Genomic DNA, 19,266 nt, shown 5'->3' with positions numbered 1-19,266 from the left:
CGCGCCTATGACTTCGTATCCCAAGAATTGCGCGCTGCTGAAGATCCTGAGTTTGAAACGTTCTACACTAAGAACATTCTGCTTAACGAAGGCATTCGTGCTTGGATGGCTCCTACGGACCAACCCCACGAAAACTTCATCTTCCCTGAAGAAGTTCTGCCTCGCGGTAACGCACTTTAAAAAAATCAGGATTTGGATTTCAGATTAATTTAGTTTTTTTAAATTAATCTGAAATCCAAATCCCTATTCCCCGGCGCAGGCGCGGTGATACCGTGCCCTACTAGGGAACAAAAAAACCCAAAATCCAAAATCTAAAATCGTTGGAGGTTCTACCGGGTGGTAACGCTCTCTAATTCCTACGCAAGCGGTCGCGACCAAGAATCCTCCGGGTTCGCTTGGTGGTCTGGCAACGCTCGTTTGATCAATCTCTCCGGCAAACTGCTGGGCGCCCACGTCGCTCACTCTGGCTTGATCGTTTTCTGGGCCGGTGCAATGACTTTGTTTGAAGTCGCTCACTTTATCCCAGAAAAGCCCATGTACGAACAGGGCTTAATCTTGATGCCCCACATCGCTACTTTGGGTTGGGGCGTCGGCCCTGGCGGTGAAGTTACGGATATCTTCCCGTTCTTCGTAGTCGGCGTTCTTCACTTGATTTCATCTGCTGTTCTCGGTTTGGGCGGCATTTATCACGCCGTTCGCGGCCCGGAAGTTCTCGAAGAATACTCTTCGTTCTTCGGCTACGACTGGAAAGATAAGAACCAGATGACCAATATCATCGGCTACCACCTGATTCTGTTGGGATGCGGCGCTCTGCTGCTGGTAGCTAAGGCCATGTTCTTCGGCGGTGTCTATGACACTTGGGCTCCGGGCGGCGGTGACGTGCGTATTATCACGAACCCCACTCTGAACCCGGCTGTGATTTTTGGCTACTTGACTCGCTCTCCTTTTGGTGGCGAAGGCTGGATTGTCAGCGTCAACAACATGGAAGACATCATCGGCGGTCACATCTGGGTTGGCCTGATTTGTATCGCTGGCGGTGTTTGGCACATTTTGACCAAGCCTTTCGGCTGGGCTCGCCGCGCCTTAATCTGGTCTGGTGAAGCTTACCTGTCTTACAGCTTGGGCGCTTTGTCCCTGATGGGCTTCATCGCTTGCTGCTTTGTCTGGTTCAACAACACTGCTTACCCCAGCGAATTCTACGGCCCGACGGGCCCGGAAGCTTCTCAAGCGCAAGCTTTGACCTTCCTGATCCGCGACCAACGCTTGGGTGCTAACGTCGGTTCTGCACAAGGCCCCACCGGTCTGGGTAAATACCTGATGCGCTCTCCTACTGGCGAAATCATTTTCGGCGGTGAAACGATGCGTTTCTGGGATTTCCAAGGCCCTTGGTTGGAACCCTTGCGCGGTACTAACGGTTTGGATTTGAACAAAATCAAGAATGACATTCAGCCTTGGCAAGCTCGCCGCGCGGCTGAGTACATGACTCACGCTCCTTTGGGTTCTTTGAACTCTGTGGGCGGTGTGGCGACTGAAGTTAACTCGTTTAACTTCACTTCTCCTCGTTCTTGGCTGGCCTGTTTCCACTTTGTGATGGGTTTCTTCTTCTTGGTCGGCCACTTGTGGCACGCTGGTCGCGCTCGCGCGGCTGTCGCTGGCTTTGAGAAGGGTATCGATCGCGAAAATGAACCAGTGCTGGCTATGCCTAATTTAGACTAATCGATCGAACTTATTTCTGATTTGATTGTCTAATCGAAAAAGGCTCCTGCTTAACGGCAGGAGCTTTTTTTTGCTCCAATATCTGGAAAAAGCTGCGGATTGTCGATCGACTGTTCTCCGATCCCCTAGCAGCAGATACAATCCTAGAGGTAGAAACCCGGTTTCTGAGTTAACCTGTTGAATTATGCTGTTTCTTTCCGTCAGATCCTTCCTCAGCGAGCTTTTGCATCCAAGACTGAGATATTTCGGTGCGACCTTCATCGGTGGCGGTGAATGACTCTACAAGTCTTGAAACTTGACAATTTTAATCCGTTGGGGTAAAGAGCTTGCAAGGCAGGCTCTACAAAGTTTATATTTAAAGTACAAAAGTTTTAATCCCACACAATGGAAAGTTGCAATGGAAAGTTGCAATTTTAAGGCAGATCGCTACAGGTGCAAAACTAATCGACGATCGCCATCAGGATATTTATATTTTATTAAATAGCTGTGCTTGCCGAATTTTTTCACAGGCACAAAACTTTTGGGCCGCTTACTGTTATTGCTAGGAAAGCAAAAGATTAATAATGGACTCATTAAAGATCGAAAATGTTAAGGTGAGGTTCGATCGAGCAAATTTGCTCGAACGCATCGCCAACCGCATTCGCCGCTCTCTAGAACTACCCGAAATTCTGAGCGCAACAGCAGCGGAAGTTCAATCCTTCTTGGGAACAGACCGAGTAAAAATCTACAAATTTCATAGTGACGGTAGCGGTGAAGTGATTGCCGAATCAATTAACGACAACCGCTTGCCATCCCTATTGGGTCTGCATTTTCCAGCAGACGATATTCCGCCTCACGCCCGCGAACTGTTCGCCCAAGTACAGGTGCGATCGATCGTTGATATAGATTCCGGGCAGCTAGGCCAAAGTCCGCGCCGCGAGGCAGTTTCCGGCCAACTGCTGCCCGACGAAATGCGGTTTCGTGCGGTTGACCCCTGCCACGCTGAATACTTGACTGCACTGGGCGTCAAGGCTTGCTTGGTAGTACCAATTTTTCACGGCGAAGAATTGTGGGGATTGTTGGTATCTCACCACTCCGAGTCCCGGAGTGTGGGAGAAAACGAACTTCAAGGCGTTCAGATGGTGGCAGATCAGCTCGGCGTCGCCATAGCCCAATCAACCCTCCTCGCCCAAGCGAGGGCGAAAGCTCAACGGGAAGCTGCCGTCAACCGCGTGGCCACAGCCCTTAACTCCCAGCCGGCGATTGAACTCCAAACAGCTTTGGCAGAATCGGTAGCAGCACTAGATGCAGCCGGCGGCAGGCTGTGCATTTTCGCCACGCCATTCATTTCCGAAAGCAGCAAGGTTACGAATTTAGTTCCCTATTCGGATAACTCCACTGGCGAACTCACAGTCTACACTTGCGGCTCAGGGCCGAAGATGGGAATTTCCGCAAAATACCCGCAGGTTGAGCAATACAGCGTCTGGCACGAATATTTTAAATCCGGCGAGCAACAGGTTTGGGCAATTCCAGACTTGTACCAAATTAGCAGTTTGAGAAGCCTGCAACCTGCATTTCGATCGACCAAAATTCGCAGCATTTTAATCGTACCGCTCAGAACCCGCCAGCAAATATTCGGTTACTTGACCATTTTTCGAGAAGAATTTGACACCGAAACTCTCTGGGCTAGACAGTTTGATAGTGACGGGCGGCTCGCCCAATCTCGGATATCTTTTGAAGCGTGGAAAGAGTCAAAAACTGCCCAAATTCGCGGATGGAAAACTGAAGAAATTGAATTGTTCCAAATTTTTGGCACGCACTTTTCTAATGCTATTAACCACTACCAACTCGATCAACAAATAGAAGAACTTAATACAAATTTAGAAAATCAAGTTCAAAAGCGCACCGCTCAACTACAGCAGTTGACCCAACAGCAGCGAGTGCTGTTTGAAGTCGTGGCAAAAATGCGGAAATCCCTCGACTTGAACAAAATTTTTAGCACGATGTCCCAGGAAGTGCGACGGGCTTTAAATGTCGATAGAGTAGCAGTTTACCGCTTCGATTCCGCATCAGAATTTAACGACGGCGAATTTGTTTCCGAAGATGTTTTGCCAGATTTTCGGTCAGCAATGGCAGTCAAAGTGAACGATCGCTGTTTTGGAGAAAAGTACGCCAATCTCTACTCTCAGGGACGAGTTCACACAATGTCCGACATTAGACAGGCGGGACTGCAAGATTGCTATGAGCAACTATTAGAGCAATTTCAGGTCAAAGCTAGTTTAGTTGCACCGGTGATGAAAGGCAAAGACCTTTGGGGGTTGCTCTGCGTACACCAATGTTCGGCTCCCCGCCACTGGGAATCTTCCGAAATTAAGTTTGCTACCCAAATTTCCGCTCAGCTCAGCATCGCTTTAGAACAAGCAGATTTGCTCGCTCAAACTCAGCAGCAAGCAGTTGAGTTGCAGCGGGCAGCAGAGCAGGAGAGAATACTGTTTGAGGTAGTTGCTAAGATTCGACAATCTCTCGATTTAGATACAATTTTTAGCACGACAACTACAGAATTGCGACGGATTTTAAAGGCTGATAGAGTGGGCGTTTATCGCTTCGATCCGAGTTCTAAGTTTAATGAAGGCGAATTTATTACCGAAGATGTTTTGCCAGATTTTCCTTCAGCAATGTATGTGAAAATTCGCGATCATTGTTTTGGAGAAAACTATGCAAATAAATACAGCCAGGGACGCATTCAAGTGCTGCCCGATCTCGAAACTGCGGGACTCTCAGACTGCCACGCTGCTATTTTAGCTCAATTTCAAATTAGATCTCAGGTGATTATACCACTGATGAATGGCAGCGAACTTTGGGGCTTGCTGTGCGTGCACCAGTGCGGCAGTTCCCGCAATTGGAACAGTTCGGAAATCCAGTTTGCTACGCAAGTAGGAACTCAGTTGAGCGTAGCATTAGAACAAGCCGATTTGCTTGCTAAAACGCGGCAGCAAACTATCGATTTGCAGTGGGCAGCCGAGCAAAAGCGGATACTGTTTGAAGTGGTGGCCAAGATTCGAGAATCTCTCGATATCAAAGCAATTTTTAAGACAGCAACCCAAGAAGTTTGTCAGTTTATGCAAGTTGATAGAATTGCTGTCTATCAATTTTATCCTGATTGGAGCGGCCATTATGTGGCAGAGTTTGTGAAAGATGGCTGGATAAAATTGGTAGGGGAAGGTCTCAGTACCGTTTGGCAAGATACTTATTTGCAGGAAAACCGAGGCGGCAGATATGTCAATAATGAAACTCTAGCCGTTGACGATATCTATCAAGTTTGCCACTCGGAGTGTGTTGTGGGTATTTTAGAACAATTCCAAGTGAAGGCTTATGCGATCGCGCCGATTTTTGTAGGACAAGAACTTTGGGGTTTGCTGACAGCGTATCAACATTCGGGAACCCGCAGTTGGAAAAGTTCAGAAGTTAACTTTTTAGCTCAGATTGCTAATCAATTAGGCGTAGCTATCCAACAAGCTGATTTGCTAGCTCAAACCAGACGCCAAGCAGAACAAATCGCTCAAAGTTTAAAGGATTTGCAGCACACTCAAGCTCAATTGATTCAAACTGAAAAAATGTCGGGTTTGGGGCAACTGGTAGCCGGGATTGCTCACGAAATTAACAATCCGGTTAATTTTATTTACGGCAATCTCAATCACGCTAGTGAATATACTGCTAGCTTACTGAGTTTGCTGGAACTTTACCAGCAGCAATATCCCGATTCTAGTCCTGAAATAGACAAATTGAGTGAAGATATTGACTTAGAATTTCTGCTAGAAGATTTGCCAAAATTGCTATCCTCAATGAAGGTTGGAGCCGATCGCATCCGGCAAATAGTTCTGTCGTTAAGGAATTTCTCTCGTCTTGACGAAAGTCAAATGAAGGCGGTTGATATTCACGAGGGCATTGACAGCACGCTGTTAATTTTACAGCACAGGCTGAAATCTAATGCGGACAGTGGCAACATTGTGCTAGTTAAAGAATACGGCATTTTGCCTCTAGTCGAGTGTTATGCGGGACAGTTGAATCAGGTATTTATGAATGTAATTGGGAATGCGATCGATGCTTTGGAATCGCACAAGTTGCTCGCGGGTCAATCTGTAACTCCTCAAATTAAAATCTCTACTGCTATCGGTCAACTTAATGATACTGTTCCTAGCGCGGTGATTCGGATTTCTGACAACGGCACGGGAATTTCGGAATCTATGAGAAAACGCATATTTGACCCTTTTTTTACCACTAAGTCGGTGGGGAAAGGTACAGGATTGGGACTGTCAATTAGTTACCAAATTGTGGTAGAGAAACACGGTGGCGTTTTAAAATGCAATTCGGAATTGGGGAAGGGTACTGAGTTTGTGATCGAGATTCCGCTTCGACAGCAGCCAGCAGTCATTACTCATTAGAGAGTATTGTAAAATCCCGCCAACAGTCAACACTCAACAATCACGGACACAGCAATCATAATTGATATAATTAATCTGCGTTAATCTTTGTTAATCTGCCCTCCTCTGCGGTTAAAAAAAGAGAATTTATGAACCGCAGATGACAAGGGATAAACGCAGATTCACGCAGATTAAAAGAAGAGATATATGAATAATTCCGATGCTAACAGATTTGGAATCAGGCTTTATCGTGCGTATGCGATCGCATAGCCGCCTTGCGGCATCGCGTGTGACAGTTGCCTAATTCCTGATGCCAAAAGATGCCTATTTAATTGGGTTTCATAGATTAGTTTCGCTCTTTTGTAGTTCTTGTTGGAGAGTATTCTTGACACGATCGTACTCAACCTCGATTTGAGCCAAAAGGCTTGAGGCTCGATCGAGTTCACCAGATGTACTCATAACTTCTAGCGTGGCACAAAGCTGGGCCAGAGGAGCCGCGCTTAGATTCGCACTACTGCCTTTGAGGGTATGAGCCACTCGGTTTAGGGTTTGAGTATCCGCTTGGGCGATCGCTACTTTCATAGCTTGTAGCAACTTTAAAGATTCCTCCAAGTAGCAGTTCGCCAGCAAGCTCAAAATCTGGGTTGAATCTTCATCGATGCTGCTACAGAAGGCTTGCAGTTCTGTGAGGTTGACCGCTGGTACATCAATTTCTGGCTTCTTGCTATCTGATTCCTCCTTTTGGGCCTGCTGCGGTTCGGGGTTGGGTGGACACTGACTCAGCGCTTGGATGAGAGCATCTACTCGAATTGGTTTACTGATATAGTCATTCATGCCAGCATCAAGACAAACTTGGCGATCGCCCTGCATAGCATTTGCCGTCATGGCAATAATCCAGGGACGAGCATGAGCAGGCCACTCCTGGCAAATACGACGGCTAGCTTCTAGTCCATCCATCTCTGGCATTTGTACATCCATCAGCACTACATCATAAGGCTGGCGGTGCAAGGCTTCCAAGACTTCTAATCCATTGGCAGCAACATCGGCCCGGTATCCCAAACGCTCTAACAGCAGCAGTGCCACCTTCTGATTCACCAAATGATCTTCTGCTAAAAGAATTCGCAGTGGAAGTCTCTGGGCCAGTTTTATATCATCCTGAACAGATTTAGGAAGTTGTTGTTGAACTTTTTTCGGTTGAGCTTGTAGCACATGGATCAGTATTTGATAGAGCTGGGATTGTTTGATGGGTTTGGTTAAAAAAGCCGCAAAGTGGGTGGAGAGCGCTGAAGAACTCGCTTCTGGGTAGCCCATTGAAGTCAGCAACACTAGGGGTAAACGGTGGCACTTAGGATGCTGGTGGATGGCTGAGGCGAGTGTGAGGCCGTCCATTTGTGGCATTTGCATATCTAAAATAGCCACATCAAAGGTTTCTCCACTCTCAAGCCAGTTGAGCGCTTCCACACCCGATTGGGCAGCCAGACTCTGCATCCCCCAACTCTCTGCTTGCAAGGTCAGAATTTGTCGGTTAGTGGGCTGGTCATCCACGATTAATAAACGCTTGCCAGATAGTTCTGGTACCATTTCCATCGGTTCCGCTAACTCAGTAGCAACAGCGGATGCCACAATGGTGAAGTAGAAGGTAGAACCCATTGTGACTCGATTAAGCTTAGCGGCTTGCCATTTTGGTGAAGGGGTTCCTCCGACGTGACCTCTGGTCTCAACCCACATCATGCCGTTCATCATTTCACTAAGTCGCCTACTAATCGCCAGACCTAAACCAGTCCCTCCATACTGGCGAGTCGTCGAAGCATCTACTTGACTAAAAGACTTGAACAGTCGATCGAGCCGGTTGGCTGGAATACCAATGCCTGTGTCTTGAATGGCAAACTGAATTTCATACAAGCTTTCTGACAAGTTACCTGACTCAGAAATCGTTTTGTCAGAATCAACTAGAGAGGCTTCCACGGAAATGGTAACTTCCCCAGTTTCAGTAAACTTAATCGCATTGTTGAGCAAGTTAACTAGAATCTGACGCAGACGGGTGACATCACCCAAAATCAACTTAGGAGTCTGAGGCTGGATCAGGTAGCCCAACTCAATCTTCTTCTCATCTGCTTTAACTGCAAGTTGATCGATCGCACCTTCTATGCAATCTCTCAAGCTCAAGGGATGCTTTTCTAGCTCTAACTTGCCCGACTCAATTTTGGAGAAGTCAAGGATGTCGTTGATGATGCTCAGAAGCGCATCCCCACTATTGCGAATCGTCTCGATAAAGTCTCGCTGTTGAGCCTTGAGTTCTGTATCGAGCAGCAGTCCCGTCATGCCAATAACCGCATTCATGGGAGTGCGAATTTCATGGCTCATCATCGCCAGAAATTCACTTTTGGCTCGGTTCGCAGCTTCTGCTTCTCGTCTAGTTTGCTCCAGGGCACAGTTTTTCAGAGTTAATTCTTCTCGTTGTCGAGTTTCTTGCTCTAGTAATTTGGCTTGAGCCAGAGCAATTCCTACTTGAGTCGCGACGGATTCTAGCAACTCCACTTGATCGGGAGTCCAACTACGGTAGCGATCGCACTGGTGCAAACAAATAGCACCATTCGGTTCTCCTTGGTAAGAGGTTCGCACTGCTAATATCGATCTCAATTTGAGACTGGTACAAATTGAATGATCACAGGTGAGCAATGAATCGCAATAGACATCCCGGGAGGCGATCGCTTCATCTTGAGCCATCAACTGTTTTGTATAAGCAGGACTCGCGGCCAGAATGTCATGCTCCCCGCTGGGGGCCGATCCGGATGCTAGATACTCTGCAACGACAGGAAACTGAGGCTGTGGATTTTCCAGGTATGTGCGAATTAAGCAGCGACTGACCCCAAAAGTTTGCCCAATCTGAATAGCAGCCGTTTCAAATATCTGCTGAGCATTGAGGCTTTGACGAATTTCTTGGGTAATTTGCTTCAGCAGTAGGGCTTTTTCCAATTGTCGTTGTAGTGCTTCTTCTGCCTGCTTGCGATCGCTAATATCCTTCATGAAGCAGTGATGCCCCACACAGACATTTTGCTCATCATAAGCAGAGACCATCACCACTTGTTTATAGAACATAGAGCCATTTTTTCGCATCCCCCTAGCTTCTAGTTCGACTCTGCCGTCTCTCAACATTTGCTGATAAGCAGCCACCATCCTTCCAACATCTTCAGGATGAACAGTTTTTTGCCATTCCATCCCTAGCATTTCCTCTGGCTGATATCCGCAGATGGCAGCATAAGTTTCGTTAATAGAGACATAGCGCCCTTGAGGGTCGAGCCGAGAAATGCCTGCCACAGCATTTTCTAGCGCTGCACTCATTTGTTGCAGTTCCGCTTCGGCGCGTTTGCGATCGCTAATTTCAATTAGAATGCAACCCACCGCTATAGGCTGGTCTGCATCCTGGAAAATGGGAAAGTGAGAAACGAGCCAGTAGCGCTTGGCATCCGTTGGACTGGATACTTCTGAGCTCATTTCCAAGCTGATGGAAGGTTGTCCAGTCGTTAAAACCTGTTGTAACAGTGCATTCACGCCAGGAGCAAATTCCCCCAAAATATCATCGGTTGTCTTAACTAAGTGCTCCTCTACAGGGTGGCCATTAATTTCAGCTAGTGCCTCATTGATTTGTAAAAATCTAAACTGCCGATCGTGGATACACAGCCCCACCCCTGCTAGGGAAGCTCCGTTAAAGAAAGCATTCAATAATTGCTCTCTGGCTTGAATTTCCTGCTCCAACTTTTTGCGGTTGGTAATATCGCTGTGAGAACCAGTCATACGGACAACTTTGCCTGCTTCATCCAAAAGCGCTTGCCCTCGAGTTAAAATCCATTTGTAGCTCCCATCCTTGCAAAGCAATCGATGTTCTGTAATATAAAACGGAGTTTTGCCCTCAAAGTGATCTTGAATTACTTGCATCACCCAATCGAGATCATTGGGATGCACCCGCTTGCTCCATTCATCCAGGTGATTAGGGATTTCATGGTCTTCGTAGCCCAACATCTCTTTCCAGCGAGCGGAGAAGAATACTTCATTGGTGTTGACGTTCCAATCCCATACCCCATCATTACTACCACGTAGGGCGAGTTCCCACCGCTCTTCACTCGCTTCCAGAGCGACTTCTGCCTCATGCCGTTCAATTTCACTACCAATCCATTGAGCCATCAGCTTCAGTAATTCCACATGGGCAGATTTAAAGTTGTCTGCACGGGGAGATTTACTAGAAAAGCTGAGGGTACTGTAGACTTTGCCTGCAACTAACACTCGTGTTCCAATATAAGCTTCTATGCCAAAGGCAAGATAGGCAGGATGGTAACGCCATTTTGAGGTGCCTGTATGTTGGATGGTTAGGGGTTCATTTGTGTCTAAAGCTTGACAGCACAAAGTTTGCTTAATATCAAGGGCATCACCTGGTTTCAGGGCTCCATCGGGCGATCGCGCAACCATCACCTCATAACGATTATCTTGCACGCGAGCCAAGATGCCACTTTCAAGCCCAAAATTCTGACATCCCATGTCAATCAACGCTTGGATGCGCTGCTCAAAATTGAGATTTTGGGTAGAAGTAACTTCATATAAAGCTCGTATCGCTGCCTCTCTTGTTCTTAGTTCAGCTTCGGCTTGTTTACGTCTCTGAATTTCCCCTTTGAGAGATCGATTGATTCTGGATAATTTTTGCGTTCGTTCTTGAACCCGCTGTTCTAATGTGGCGTTGGCCTGTGTAATCTCCCTAAACTTTTGATTGAGTGCGATCGCCATCAATTGAAAATTGCGAGCAAGCTCATTGATTTCAGTAACAGAACTATGTTTCCATTCAAATGTTTCTTCTGAAAGCTTGTTGGGTAAGTCAGCAGTCGCACCAGCTAAATAGGATAATGGCTTGACAAGTCGTTCGCTAACCAGCGTTGCAAACAAAAATGCCAACATTGTGATGACGAGTAGAATAATCAAGTCAGCCTTGTAGCGATTTTGTAAATTTTCTACATAGGGAGAGGCTGGAATTTCTAAACGTAATCTCCAGTCCAGATCGGAGTTAATTGTAAATTCCTGTATATACAGAGAGTTTTTCCAACGGGTCATCGGATTGCCCTTGCTAGGAAGCCACTGCTGCAAGGTTCCCTCTAAGGTGCGAGTGCTGCCGTTCTTTGACTCCTGAACCCTGGTCAAAAGCTTTTCGTCGGATTGATTACTCGCAATGACTCGGTTGTTTTCATCGAGCAATGTAATGTGTAATTGCCGATCGTTCCTCTGGAAAATGTAGAGAGATTTGAGCTTGCTCAATTCTAATGAACCGTGGATCACCCCAAGAAAACGACCTTGAACTTGCAGGGGTACATTCAATCCTACATGAGGTTCGTCCATTAATAAATCTTTGTGGATAGAAGTCATCCAAGGTCTGGATCGCTCTTGAGCCAGGGTAATGAGAGATTTATGTTCCGTGCTTTCTTCGATAAACCGCCGACGGGTTTGATTAAAAGGAGAAGAATCAGCTAAAATTATTCCCGATGAATCGGTTACATAAATTTTGTCGAAATCTGGCAACAACTGCTCGATCAGACTAATGTTTTCTTGTAGCTTATCGGATGATTTAATTGCTGTATTAGCAGCAGTTGATTCTTCAGGCGTGAGCGATGTTTCAGCTAATGTATTCAAAGCTAAGAGATGTCGCTGATGCCATCTAGATATTGCGCTAGTGAGAGTTTTTGCGTTTGTTTGTAACTCCGTTTGCACCGTCGTTTGGATGTGACCAAGAAAGGATCTACCATCAATAACCAATAGGAGCAGTCCGGGAAAAAAGACAAAAGCAACCAACAGATGAAAAATAGTTTGTTGTAAAGAGAGGGCGAAATTTTTTGAATGAGTAACCCACCGATAAATCGGCGCATACGAAATGATTAAGCTGGCCACTAAGGCATTAAAAATGCCGTTGGCTGCTTGTTTGCACATCACGAGGATGACCTGATTCGCGTCCATGTGCATCATTTGACCGTAGAAAAGCCAAACGAGGGGCATTCCAATTAAGAACCAGTAAATCCCATCGAATAAAAGGAGGTTCGGATGTTTGCGCTTCTTGCAAAGAAACCCTACAAACAGAGCTTCAATTACCAAAATAATCGTGGCGTATGGATGATTCCAAAGGAAATAAGTATAGCTGCCTGCTATTAGACCAGCCAATCCTCCCCAGCCCCACCCGAAATAGTAAGCAATAATCAGTATTGCAATACTGCCAAAGAGGAAATCAACTCCAAATAAAAGAGACACACTGAAATAGTTGCCCAGAAAACCCGCAACAGTGAGAAGGGCGATCGCACCTAACCATCTTTTATCACGCACTGAGCTAGACCCTCCCATAAACTTCTAGAATCGCTAGTTGCTGAATACGATCTGATTCCGATAAAAAAAGCGCCATAGAGCCGATCTGTTATTTACCTGACAGTTTGTTTCTATGAATATCGCACCGCCGATTATTTAAGCTTTCAAGCAGCAATCAAGGCTTACTCATGCAGGACTTGATATTTCGCTCAACTTTTAAGAAAAAATTCTTCCAAATTACGAGAGGTATAGTTTTTACTCTTATGATTTAATGAGTGAACTCATTAACTGTATGAGTTTTGGTACAAAAAGTATTACGACCTTGGTCTTTGGCTTGATAAAGTGCTGCATCGGCAGCAGTAATTAAAGTTTCTGGCAGGATCTCTTGGGTGGGAATCACAGTGGTAATACCGAAGCTGAGGGTAATGCAATGATTCGGAGAACTCTTATGGACTATTGCTAAAGCTTGGACGCGAGCCTGAATTTTTTTAACGATTTGGACGGCTCCCTCAAGCTCTGTTTCGGGCAAAATCACTACAAATTCTTCACCTCCATAACGTGCGACTAAATCTCCAGCTCTATTAATACTGCCATTGAGAGCTGCAGCAACTTGCTGTAAACATACATCCCCTGCTTGGTGTCCATAAGTATCGTTGTAAGGCTTGAAGAAATCGATATCGCACAAAATTAGTGACAAAGGAGTTTGCTGCCTCGTCATGCGTCGCCACTCGTGCTCTAGCTGTTCGTCAAACTGACGGCGATTGGCAATCTGAGTCAAACCGTCAATTGACGCTAGGTATTTTAATTGTTGATTGGCGGCCTCTAGTTGCTTGTAAAGTAGGGTTCGTTGCTGTTGCAAGTGGAATTGCTGAATCAACCGCCGCACTCTTTGTCGCAGAACAGCCCAGTGAATTGGTTTGGTTATATAGTCAGCCGCTCCCGCTCCAAACGCTCGATCGACAGATTCTTTGTCTTCCAAGCTAGTAATCATCAAAATAGGTGGGCGATCGCTCTCAGGCACTTCAGATAATTTTTGACAACAAGCAAAACCATCCATAGTAGGCATCACTGCATCTAGTAGGATCAGGTCTGGATGTACTTCCTCATAAGCTGCTAGCCCTGTCAACCCATCACTAGCTTCGGCCACTCGGTATTTTTCCTTCTGTAAATACAGTCGAAGTTGCAAACGAATCAAGGCATCGTCATCCACAATCAGAATTAGAGAGGACGGTTCCGTAGATGGGTTAGTCGAAATGGCTGACTCTTCTAATGATTGATACATACGTCATGGTGTATCTTAAGCTTTGGAAACATTCTAGCCTAGCATATTTTGAGCTTGGGATGGAAAGTTAAAAATTGGCCAATATGTCATAAATTATACACCAGATAAGCTGCCGCAACAACATCCTAGGCAGCGTCGGGTTTGTTAAACCAACAGCCACAGTCTACTTAAAATTTATCGCTTTTTTTCGGGGATATAAAGTTTGGTAACTTGCGCTAATTTTTGTAAATATGTAATTATTTTTGGGGCATTAAACAGTTTTTACAACGTCGAGCGAGCTTTGAGGAACGATCGCCTGTTATCTGGCGATCGCCCGTGGGATAATATGCTATGTTTCTCAACTTAATTCCTGCTTTTTCAGGTGCATCAAATTCCTCCGTTGTCCCACGAGCGATCGTCCGCTCTATTTTTGGGGAATACATCTGAGGGTCACCCGATCGCCTATTGCTTCGCCCTTGGTTGAGCCTTTGTCCGCACCAGCAAGCTCTGACTGCAAAAAGGCGTAAGCTTTGTTAAGAAACATCAACAGCGTTCTGCGCGAGCTGGGATAGGTTTTTGCTCTTTTTTCTCCCACCAATAATCCCCCCAGATAGTGTCTAAACTCATGTCTTCATGCTTGAGCGGGGAACACATCATCACAGCATTAGCACCATCTTTCAAAGCATGGGGCATGGCTATGGAAACTGTTGCTCTCATCAGATTCCATTAGGAAACAGACTAACCTAAAAAGTTTACTCTATATATCTTAGCTCTATTTATCGCTCAATTTTTAGCTAAAGTCCCACTATTGAAAATAGAAGCTATACTATGAGCACTTGGCAAGAGTAAATTAACTTGATGGATCTCACTTACTATGGAAGTAGCACTGCCTGATTTTTCTCAAAGCGTTCAAAAAACGAAAGGATTTTGGACTGAACAAGTCGGAAAAGCAGTTAATTCTGTTTCAGAAACAACAGCCCAAGCTAAATCTTCTCTCTCCGAATCTACGGAAAAGGCAAAAGAAGCTCTCACTCAAACTACGAATTATGCACTTAATACTGTTAATCAAGCTACGAATAATGCTTTAGGTACTGTAGCAGATAAAACAGAAAAAGCGAGAATTTCCATATCTGAAGTCGCCAATCAAGCAGTTAGTCGCGTCAGTGAAAGTACCAACAAAGCTGTTGATGCTGTTTCTCACTCTGCGGCAACTGCTAAAGAAACTATTAATCAAACTACTAACTCGGTTGTCAATACTCTGAATCAAAGCACTAGCCAAGCTGTAGAGACTGTAAATCAAGCTACAGAAAAGGCTAAGGCTTCATTAGAAGATAGCATTAACAAGGCGACAAATATGACCGAGGCCGCTTCCAATGCCCTTCAAAGCGCTATCAATGGTACTGTTAAAAATTGGATTGATTCTCACCCTGTAGTCTTCTGGTTGGTGAGTCATCCGCTGATATCGTTAGCAATGTTGCTACTATTTATATTCCTGATCTTGGGTTTATTACAGGCTTTAGGTAGCTTTTTTGCAGAAGGATGGTTATTTATTCTGCAAAGGTCGGGAAAATTTATGCAAGGGGTTTTGAGTGTCGGCTCTAAATCTGTAAGTAATTTCGGTGGAGTGGCTGTAAACTCATTGGTTTCAAAGAATCCCGAATACAAAAATAATTCAGCTTTACAATTGAGGGGAGTTGAATCAAACAGTTTGGAGTCTCAAGAACGACTTGCTAATATTTTGACAAGGTTGGAGGCAATTCGACAAGAGCAGAATCAGCTTTTACAAGAAGCGTCGGCTATTTTAGGCAACAAATTTAAGGCAGAGTGAGAAGGTGTGATCGATCGCAACTCGTGGTAAATTTAAGAGATAAAGGCTTTCCATCAAAGCCAGATCCATGAAGGCTTGTAGTCGATCGCTCAATACGCCATGCCCGATTCCGAATTTTCCGATGATTTAAAATGGACGCCAGAAGCCAAGGCGAAGCTGAAAAATATTCCCTACTTTGTCCGGGGACAAGCTCGCGTCCGCATCGAGCAGTTGGCCCGCGAAGCCGAAACCGAAGTCGTCACCGTTGACTTAGTTGAGCAAGCTCGCATCGAGTTTGGGCAATAAGGGCTCGAAAGGTACCCTAAAGCTTTACACTATAATTTGCCTGATTTTGATGTTCACAGAGCTACTGAGTCACCCGTGCGGAAAATAGTTATTGCTGGCAACTGGAAAATGTACAAAACTAGGACTGAATCCCTAGAATTTCTTCAAGGATTCATGTCCTGCCTGACGGAAACCCCAGAGGAACGGGAAGTCGTGCTTTGCGTTCCCTTCACTTCCTTGGCTGTCCTGTCGAAAAATTTGCACGGCAGCCGGATCAGACTCGGTGCTCAGAACGTCCACTGGCAAGAGTCGGGAGCTTTTACTGGGGAAATTTCCGGGCCAATGCTGAGTGAACTTGGTGTCCGTTATGTCATCATCGGCCACAGCGAGCGGCGCCAATATTTTGGGGAAACTGACGAAACGGTGAATTTGCGGCTGAAAGCTGCTCAGAAATACGATTTAATTCCGATTCTGTGCGTTGGGGAAACCAAGCAGCAGCGAGATGCAGGCGAAACTGAAGCTCACATTTTTTCTCAGTTGGAAAAAGATTTAGTTGGTGTTGACCAAAATAAGTTGGTAATTGCTTACGAGCCGATTTGGGCGATTGGCACTGGCGATACTTGCGAAACGAAGGAAGCTAACCGAGTTATTGGTTTGATTCGCAGTAAATTGACTAATCCGGGCGTGCCAATTCAGTACGGTGGCTCTGTTAAACCGGAGAATATTGATGAAGTCATGGGTCAGCCGGAGATTGACGGAGTTTTGGTTGGTGGTGCTAGTTTGGAAGCTGCGAGTTTTGCTCGAATTGTCAATTATCAGTAATAGGTAATTGCTAATTGCTAATTGGTAAGTGAACAAGGGCAGCGGGAATTAAACAGCGATCGCGTACAATTGTGATGTGCCGTTGAGTGTTTCTCCGATCTGGAGAATTGACCTATGATTGCGAGCGTTAAACCAAAACCCACCTTAGAAGAGTTCCTAAAACTTCCTGAAACTGAACCAGCCTCAGAGTTTCTTGACGCAGAAATCATTCAGAAGTCCATCCCACAAGGTGAACACAGCGTCCTTCAAGGTGAACTCTGCAAGACGATCGATCAAGTAACAAAAACTCAGAAAATTGCCCGTGCTTTTCCAGAGTTATACTGCACATTTGGTGGCGCATCAATCGTGCCAGATGTAGCAGTATTCCGATGGAAAAGAATTCCTTTTTTGCCCTCTGGTAGAATTGCTAACCGCTTTGAAATTAATCCAGACTGGTCGATTGAAATTCTCTCCCCCAGTCAAAGTCAAACAAAAGTGCTGAGTAAATTACTTCACTGTTCGCGACACGGAACTGAGTTGGGGTGGTTATTAGACCCAGAAGAAGAGAGTATTTTGGCAGTATTTCCAGGACAAAAAGTAGAACTGTATAAAGGTGCAGCTCTGTTGCCAATTATTGATAAAATTGAATTAGAATTGACAGTTGACACTGTTTTTAGCTGGTTAAGTTTTGGTTAAATTAACAATGGCGCTTCTGCTTTATTCTTGAGTCTCTTAGAGAGGGATTTCGTTTGACAAGAAGCGATTTCAATCGCCGAGTGATGAGGTGATATGATAAATAACAAAAAAATTACAATTAGAAATAAAGTTTTTGAGTGGGGAAAACGCACTTATTTAATGGGCGTTTTGAATGTTACCCCTGACAGTTTTAGCGACGGCGGAGATTTCTATACCACAGAATCTGCTTTAGCGCAAGCGGAAAATATGGTAAAATCGGGGGTAGATATTATTGATATTGGCGGTCAATCTACTCGGCCTGGTGCCGTGGAAATATCCTTAGCAGAGGAGATCGATCGCGTTATACCTCTGGTACAAATACTGCGACAAAAAACCGATATTTTTGGCTCAGTTCCTATTTCGGTCGATACTACCAGAGCGCAGGTTGCGAAAGCTGCGGTTGAGGCGGGAGCTGATATAATTAACGATATTTCGGGAGCTACTTTTGATTCGGAAATGCTGTCAACCGTTGCTCAGTTAAAAGTGCCAATAATTTTGATGCACATTCGGGGAACTCCCCAGACGATGCAACAACTGACCGATTATCGGGATTTAATGGGGGAAATTGGGGAATTTTTCGAGAGTCGAATTGCGGCAGCAGTTGCTGCGGGGATTGACAAATCTCAAATAATTCTAGACCCTGGTATTGGCTTTGCCAAGAATTACAGTCAAAACTTAGAAATTCTGCGAGAGTTGCGAAAATTCCGTGTTTTAAACTGTCCGATTTTAGTCGGAGTTTCGCGAAAAAGCTTTATCGGTCACATTTTGAATCAGCCAGAAGCGAAACAAAGAGTTTGGGGGACAGCGGCGGCTTGTACAGGTGCGATCGCAAATTTGGCAGATATCTTGCGAGTTCACGATGTCAGAGAAATGCACGATGTTTGTCTGGTTGCCGACGCTATCTTCAGGAATCAGTCTTGAGAAGTGTTAGTCTCGATAACTGTTATTTGGCTGCCCTCAGAAGCAGGCGTCACATCGGGCATAGAACCCATCAGCTCGCCTAGGGCTTCCGTCATGCTCCTGGGGTCCATAAACAGAATTTTGGCATTGTCGCTTTCGCCCAATTTTTGTTGAGCCTCTAAGTATTTTTCGGTTACTAAGTAATTCAAAACTTGCTTGCTATTGGGATGGGAGTCTAAAGCTTCAACTAAGAGCCTCATGTACTCCTTAGTGCCGATCGCCTTATTGACCATTGCTTGCCACTCGCTCTTGGTAGCGCGCTCCAATTCCATAGCTTCTTGCACCCTTTTCGGAGGTGTAATGCTTTGAATTTCCACCCGAATTACTTTGACACCCCAAGTTTCAGTAGCTTCGTCCAACTTTTTGAGTAACTTTTTATTCATGTCATCTCGGGAACCCAAGATGTCTTGCATGGGCAATCGACCAATTTCAGCGCGAAACGTCGTTAACACTAAGTTGGCGATCGCATTTTCAATTTGATCGATTCCATAATAAGCTTTCTGTAAATTGACAACCCGCCAATACACAACGGCATCGACTTCGAGAGCCACATTATCTCCCGTGATTGCTGACTGAGGTTTAATGTCTAAAACTCTTTCACGGCTTGTGTCCACGCAGACGACTTTTTCGACCAGGGGACTGATAAAGTGGAATCCTGGCTTGAGGGTGCGCTTGTATTGACCCAAACGTTCCACTAAAGCTTCGTCGCCACCGCTGACTATTTTGACGCTTGAGTTAACAGCGTAGCCGAGGATGAGCGCAAAGAGCATGGTAAGAATAGACTGCCCCATTTCTATTTTCCTGCTAAGGTTGACTGAGAATCGATCGGAATTCTACTCTAATTTAACTCAAACCCGGCCCCGCAGTGCTAAAATATCTCGACTGTTAATAACTAACTATTTCATCGGGTGGGCCCCATCGGCTCCGACTCTTACAGCGCTAGTGAAACCCAGCATATCAACAACACGTTT

The 19,266-nt window shown here is 45.4% G+C and carries 12 protein-coding genes and 1 pseudogene; 8 read left to right on the top strand and 5 right to left on the bottom strand.

The window, feature by feature from the left end; all coding sequences use genetic code 11:
* The 3 genes and pseudogenes from NDI35_RS26100 to NDI35_RS26090 all read left to right on the top strand — a co-directional run.
* Nucleotides 1-180 (top strand): annotated as a pseudogene (locus NDI35_RS26100) (photosystem II D2 protein (photosystem q(a) protein)); the annotation flags it as partial.
* Between the two features lie 156 nt (nucleotides 181-336).
* Nucleotides 337-1,716 carry a photosystem II reaction center protein CP43 gene (gene psbC, locus NDI35_RS26095; protein WP_445315263.1) on the top strand — a complete coding sequence of 460 codons (1,380 nt, stop codon included), beginning with the start codon at nucleotides 337-339 and terminating at the stop codon, nucleotides 1,714-1,716.
* Nucleotides 1,717-2,279: 563 nt separating this feature from the next.
* Nucleotides 2,280-6,137 carry a GAF domain-containing protein gene (locus NDI35_RS26090; RefSeq protein WP_445315262.1) on the top strand — a complete coding sequence of 1,286 codons (3,858 nt, stop codon included), beginning with the start codon at nucleotides 2,280-2,282 and terminating at the stop codon, nucleotides 6,135-6,137.
* Between the two features lie 318 nt (nucleotides 6,138-6,455).
* On the opposite strand, the gene NDI35_RS26085 is transcribed toward NDI35_RS26090, so the two are convergent.
* From NDI35_RS26085 to NDI35_RS26070, 4 genes are all read right to left on the bottom strand, one after another.
* The gene (locus NDI35_RS26085; RefSeq protein ID WP_445315261.1) at nucleotides 6,456-12,485 is read right to left on the bottom strand and encodes a response regulator; all 6,030 of its coding nucleotides are present in this window, start codon (nucleotides 12,483-12,485) and stop codon (nucleotides 6,456-6,458) included.
* A 229-nt stretch (nucleotides 12,486-12,714) separates the two neighbouring features.
* The gene (locus NDI35_RS26080) at nucleotides 12,715-13,728 is read right to left on the bottom strand and encodes a GGDEF domain-containing response regulator (protein WP_445315260.1); all 1,014 of its coding nucleotides are present in this window, start codon (nucleotides 13,726-13,728) and stop codon (nucleotides 12,715-12,717) included.
* A 236-nt stretch (nucleotides 13,729-13,964) separates the two neighbouring features.
* On the bottom strand, nucleotides 13,965-14,150 hold the full coding sequence (locus NDI35_RS26075) for a hypothetical protein (RefSeq protein WP_445315259.1): 186 nt from the start codon (nucleotides 14,148-14,150) through the stop codon (nucleotides 13,965-13,967).
* Between the two features lie 100 nt (nucleotides 14,151-14,250).
* Complete coding sequence (locus tag NDI35_RS26070) at nucleotides 14,251-14,424, bottom strand: hypothetical protein (protein WP_445315258.1); 174 nt, start codon at nucleotides 14,422-14,424, stop codon at nucleotides 14,251-14,253.
* 157 nt (nucleotides 14,425-14,581) lie between these two features.
* Here NDI35_RS26070 and NDI35_RS26065 point away from each other — a divergent pair, with 157 nt between their 5' ends.
* The 5 genes from NDI35_RS26065 to folP all read left to right on the top strand — a co-directional run bounded on the left by NDI35_RS26065 (nucleotide 14,582) and on the right by folP (nucleotide 18,256).
* A complete protein-coding gene (locus tag NDI35_RS26065) occupies nucleotides 14,582-15,535 on the top strand; it encodes a hypothetical protein (protein WP_445315257.1) in 954 nt (317 codons plus the stop codon).
* A gap of 99 nt (nucleotides 15,536-15,634) precedes the next feature.
* Nucleotides 15,635-15,820 (top strand): PCP reductase family protein, encoded by a 186-nt coding sequence (locus tag NDI35_RS26060; protein WP_006633749.1) that lies wholly within the window; start codon nucleotides 15,635-15,637, stop codon nucleotides 15,818-15,820.
* Nucleotides 15,821-15,895: 75 nt separating this feature from the next.
* Entirely contained in the window at nucleotides 15,896-16,621 is a 726-nt protein-coding gene (gene tpiA, locus NDI35_RS26055) for a triose-phosphate isomerase (RefSeq protein ID WP_445315265.1), read from the top strand.
* Nucleotides 16,622-16,735: 114 nt separating this feature from the next.
* Nucleotides 16,736-17,296 (top strand): Uma2 family endonuclease, encoded by a 561-nt coding sequence (locus tag NDI35_RS26050; protein WP_445315256.1) that lies wholly within the window; start codon nucleotides 16,736-16,738, stop codon nucleotides 17,294-17,296.
* Between the two features lie 93 nt (nucleotides 17,297-17,389).
* On the top strand, nucleotides 17,390-18,256 hold the full coding sequence (gene folP, locus NDI35_RS26045) for a dihydropteroate synthase (RefSeq protein WP_445315255.1): 867 nt from the start codon (nucleotides 17,390-17,392) through the stop codon (nucleotides 18,254-18,256).
* Here folP and NDI35_RS26040 read toward each other — a convergent pair.
* The gene (locus NDI35_RS26040) at nucleotides 18,247-19,086 is read right to left on the bottom strand and encodes an SPFH domain-containing protein (RefSeq protein ID WP_445315254.1); all 840 of its coding nucleotides are present in this window, start codon (nucleotides 19,084-19,086) and stop codon (nucleotides 18,247-18,249) included. The genes folP and NDI35_RS26040 overlap by 10 nt on opposite strands.
* Nucleotides 19,087-19,266: the final 180 nt, after the last annotated feature.

It is taken from the genome of Microcoleus vaginatus FACHB-2002 (assembly GCF_040004035.1).
Taxonomy (GTDB): Bacteria; Cyanobacteriota; Cyanobacteriia; order Cyanobacteriales; family Microcoleaceae; genus Microcoleus; species Microcoleus vaginatus_C.
Note: the sequence above shows the minus strand (reverse complement) of the source record. Positions and strands in the feature narration are given on the sequence as shown.

Bases quoted from the DNA above. Each gene is read 5' to 3' on its own strand.
- NDI35_RS26040 (WP_445315254.1), bottom strand. From the start codon at position 19,086: ATGGGGCAGTCTATTCTTACCATGCTCTTTGCGCTCATCCTCGGCTAC.
- NDI35_RS26075 (WP_445315259.1), bottom strand. From the start codon at position 14,150: ATGTATTCCCCAAAAATAGAGCGGACGATCGCTCGTGGGACAACGGAG.
- NDI35_RS26065 (WP_445315257.1), top strand. From the start codon at position 14,582: ATGGAAGTAGCACTGCCTGATTTTTCTCAAAGCGTTCAAAAAACGAAA.
- folP (WP_445315255.1), top strand. From the start codon at position 17,390: ATGATAAATAACAAAAAAATTACAATTAGAAATAAAGTTTTTGAGTGG.
- NDI35_RS26050 (WP_445315256.1), top strand. From the start codon at position 16,736: ATGATTGCGAGCGTTAAACCAAAACCCACCTTAGAAGAGTTCCTAAAA.
- NDI35_RS26070 (WP_445315258.1), bottom strand. From the start codon at position 14,424: ATGAGAGCAACAGTTTCCATAGCCATGCCCCATGCTTTGAAAGATGGT.
- NDI35_RS26080 (WP_445315260.1), bottom strand. From the start codon at position 13,728: ATGTATCAATCATTAGAAGAGTCAGCCATTTCGACTAACCCATCTACG.
- NDI35_RS26085 (WP_445315261.1), bottom strand. From the start codon at position 12,485: ATGGGAGGGTCTAGCTCAGTGCGTGATAAAAGATGGTTAGGTGCGATC.
- NDI35_RS26090 (WP_445315262.1), top strand. From the start codon at position 2,280: ATGGACTCATTAAAGATCGAAAATGTTAAGGTGAGGTTCGATCGAGCA.
- NDI35_RS26060 (WP_006633749.1), top strand. From the start codon at position 15,635: ATGCCCGATTCCGAATTTTCCGATGATTTAAAATGGACGCCAGAAGCC.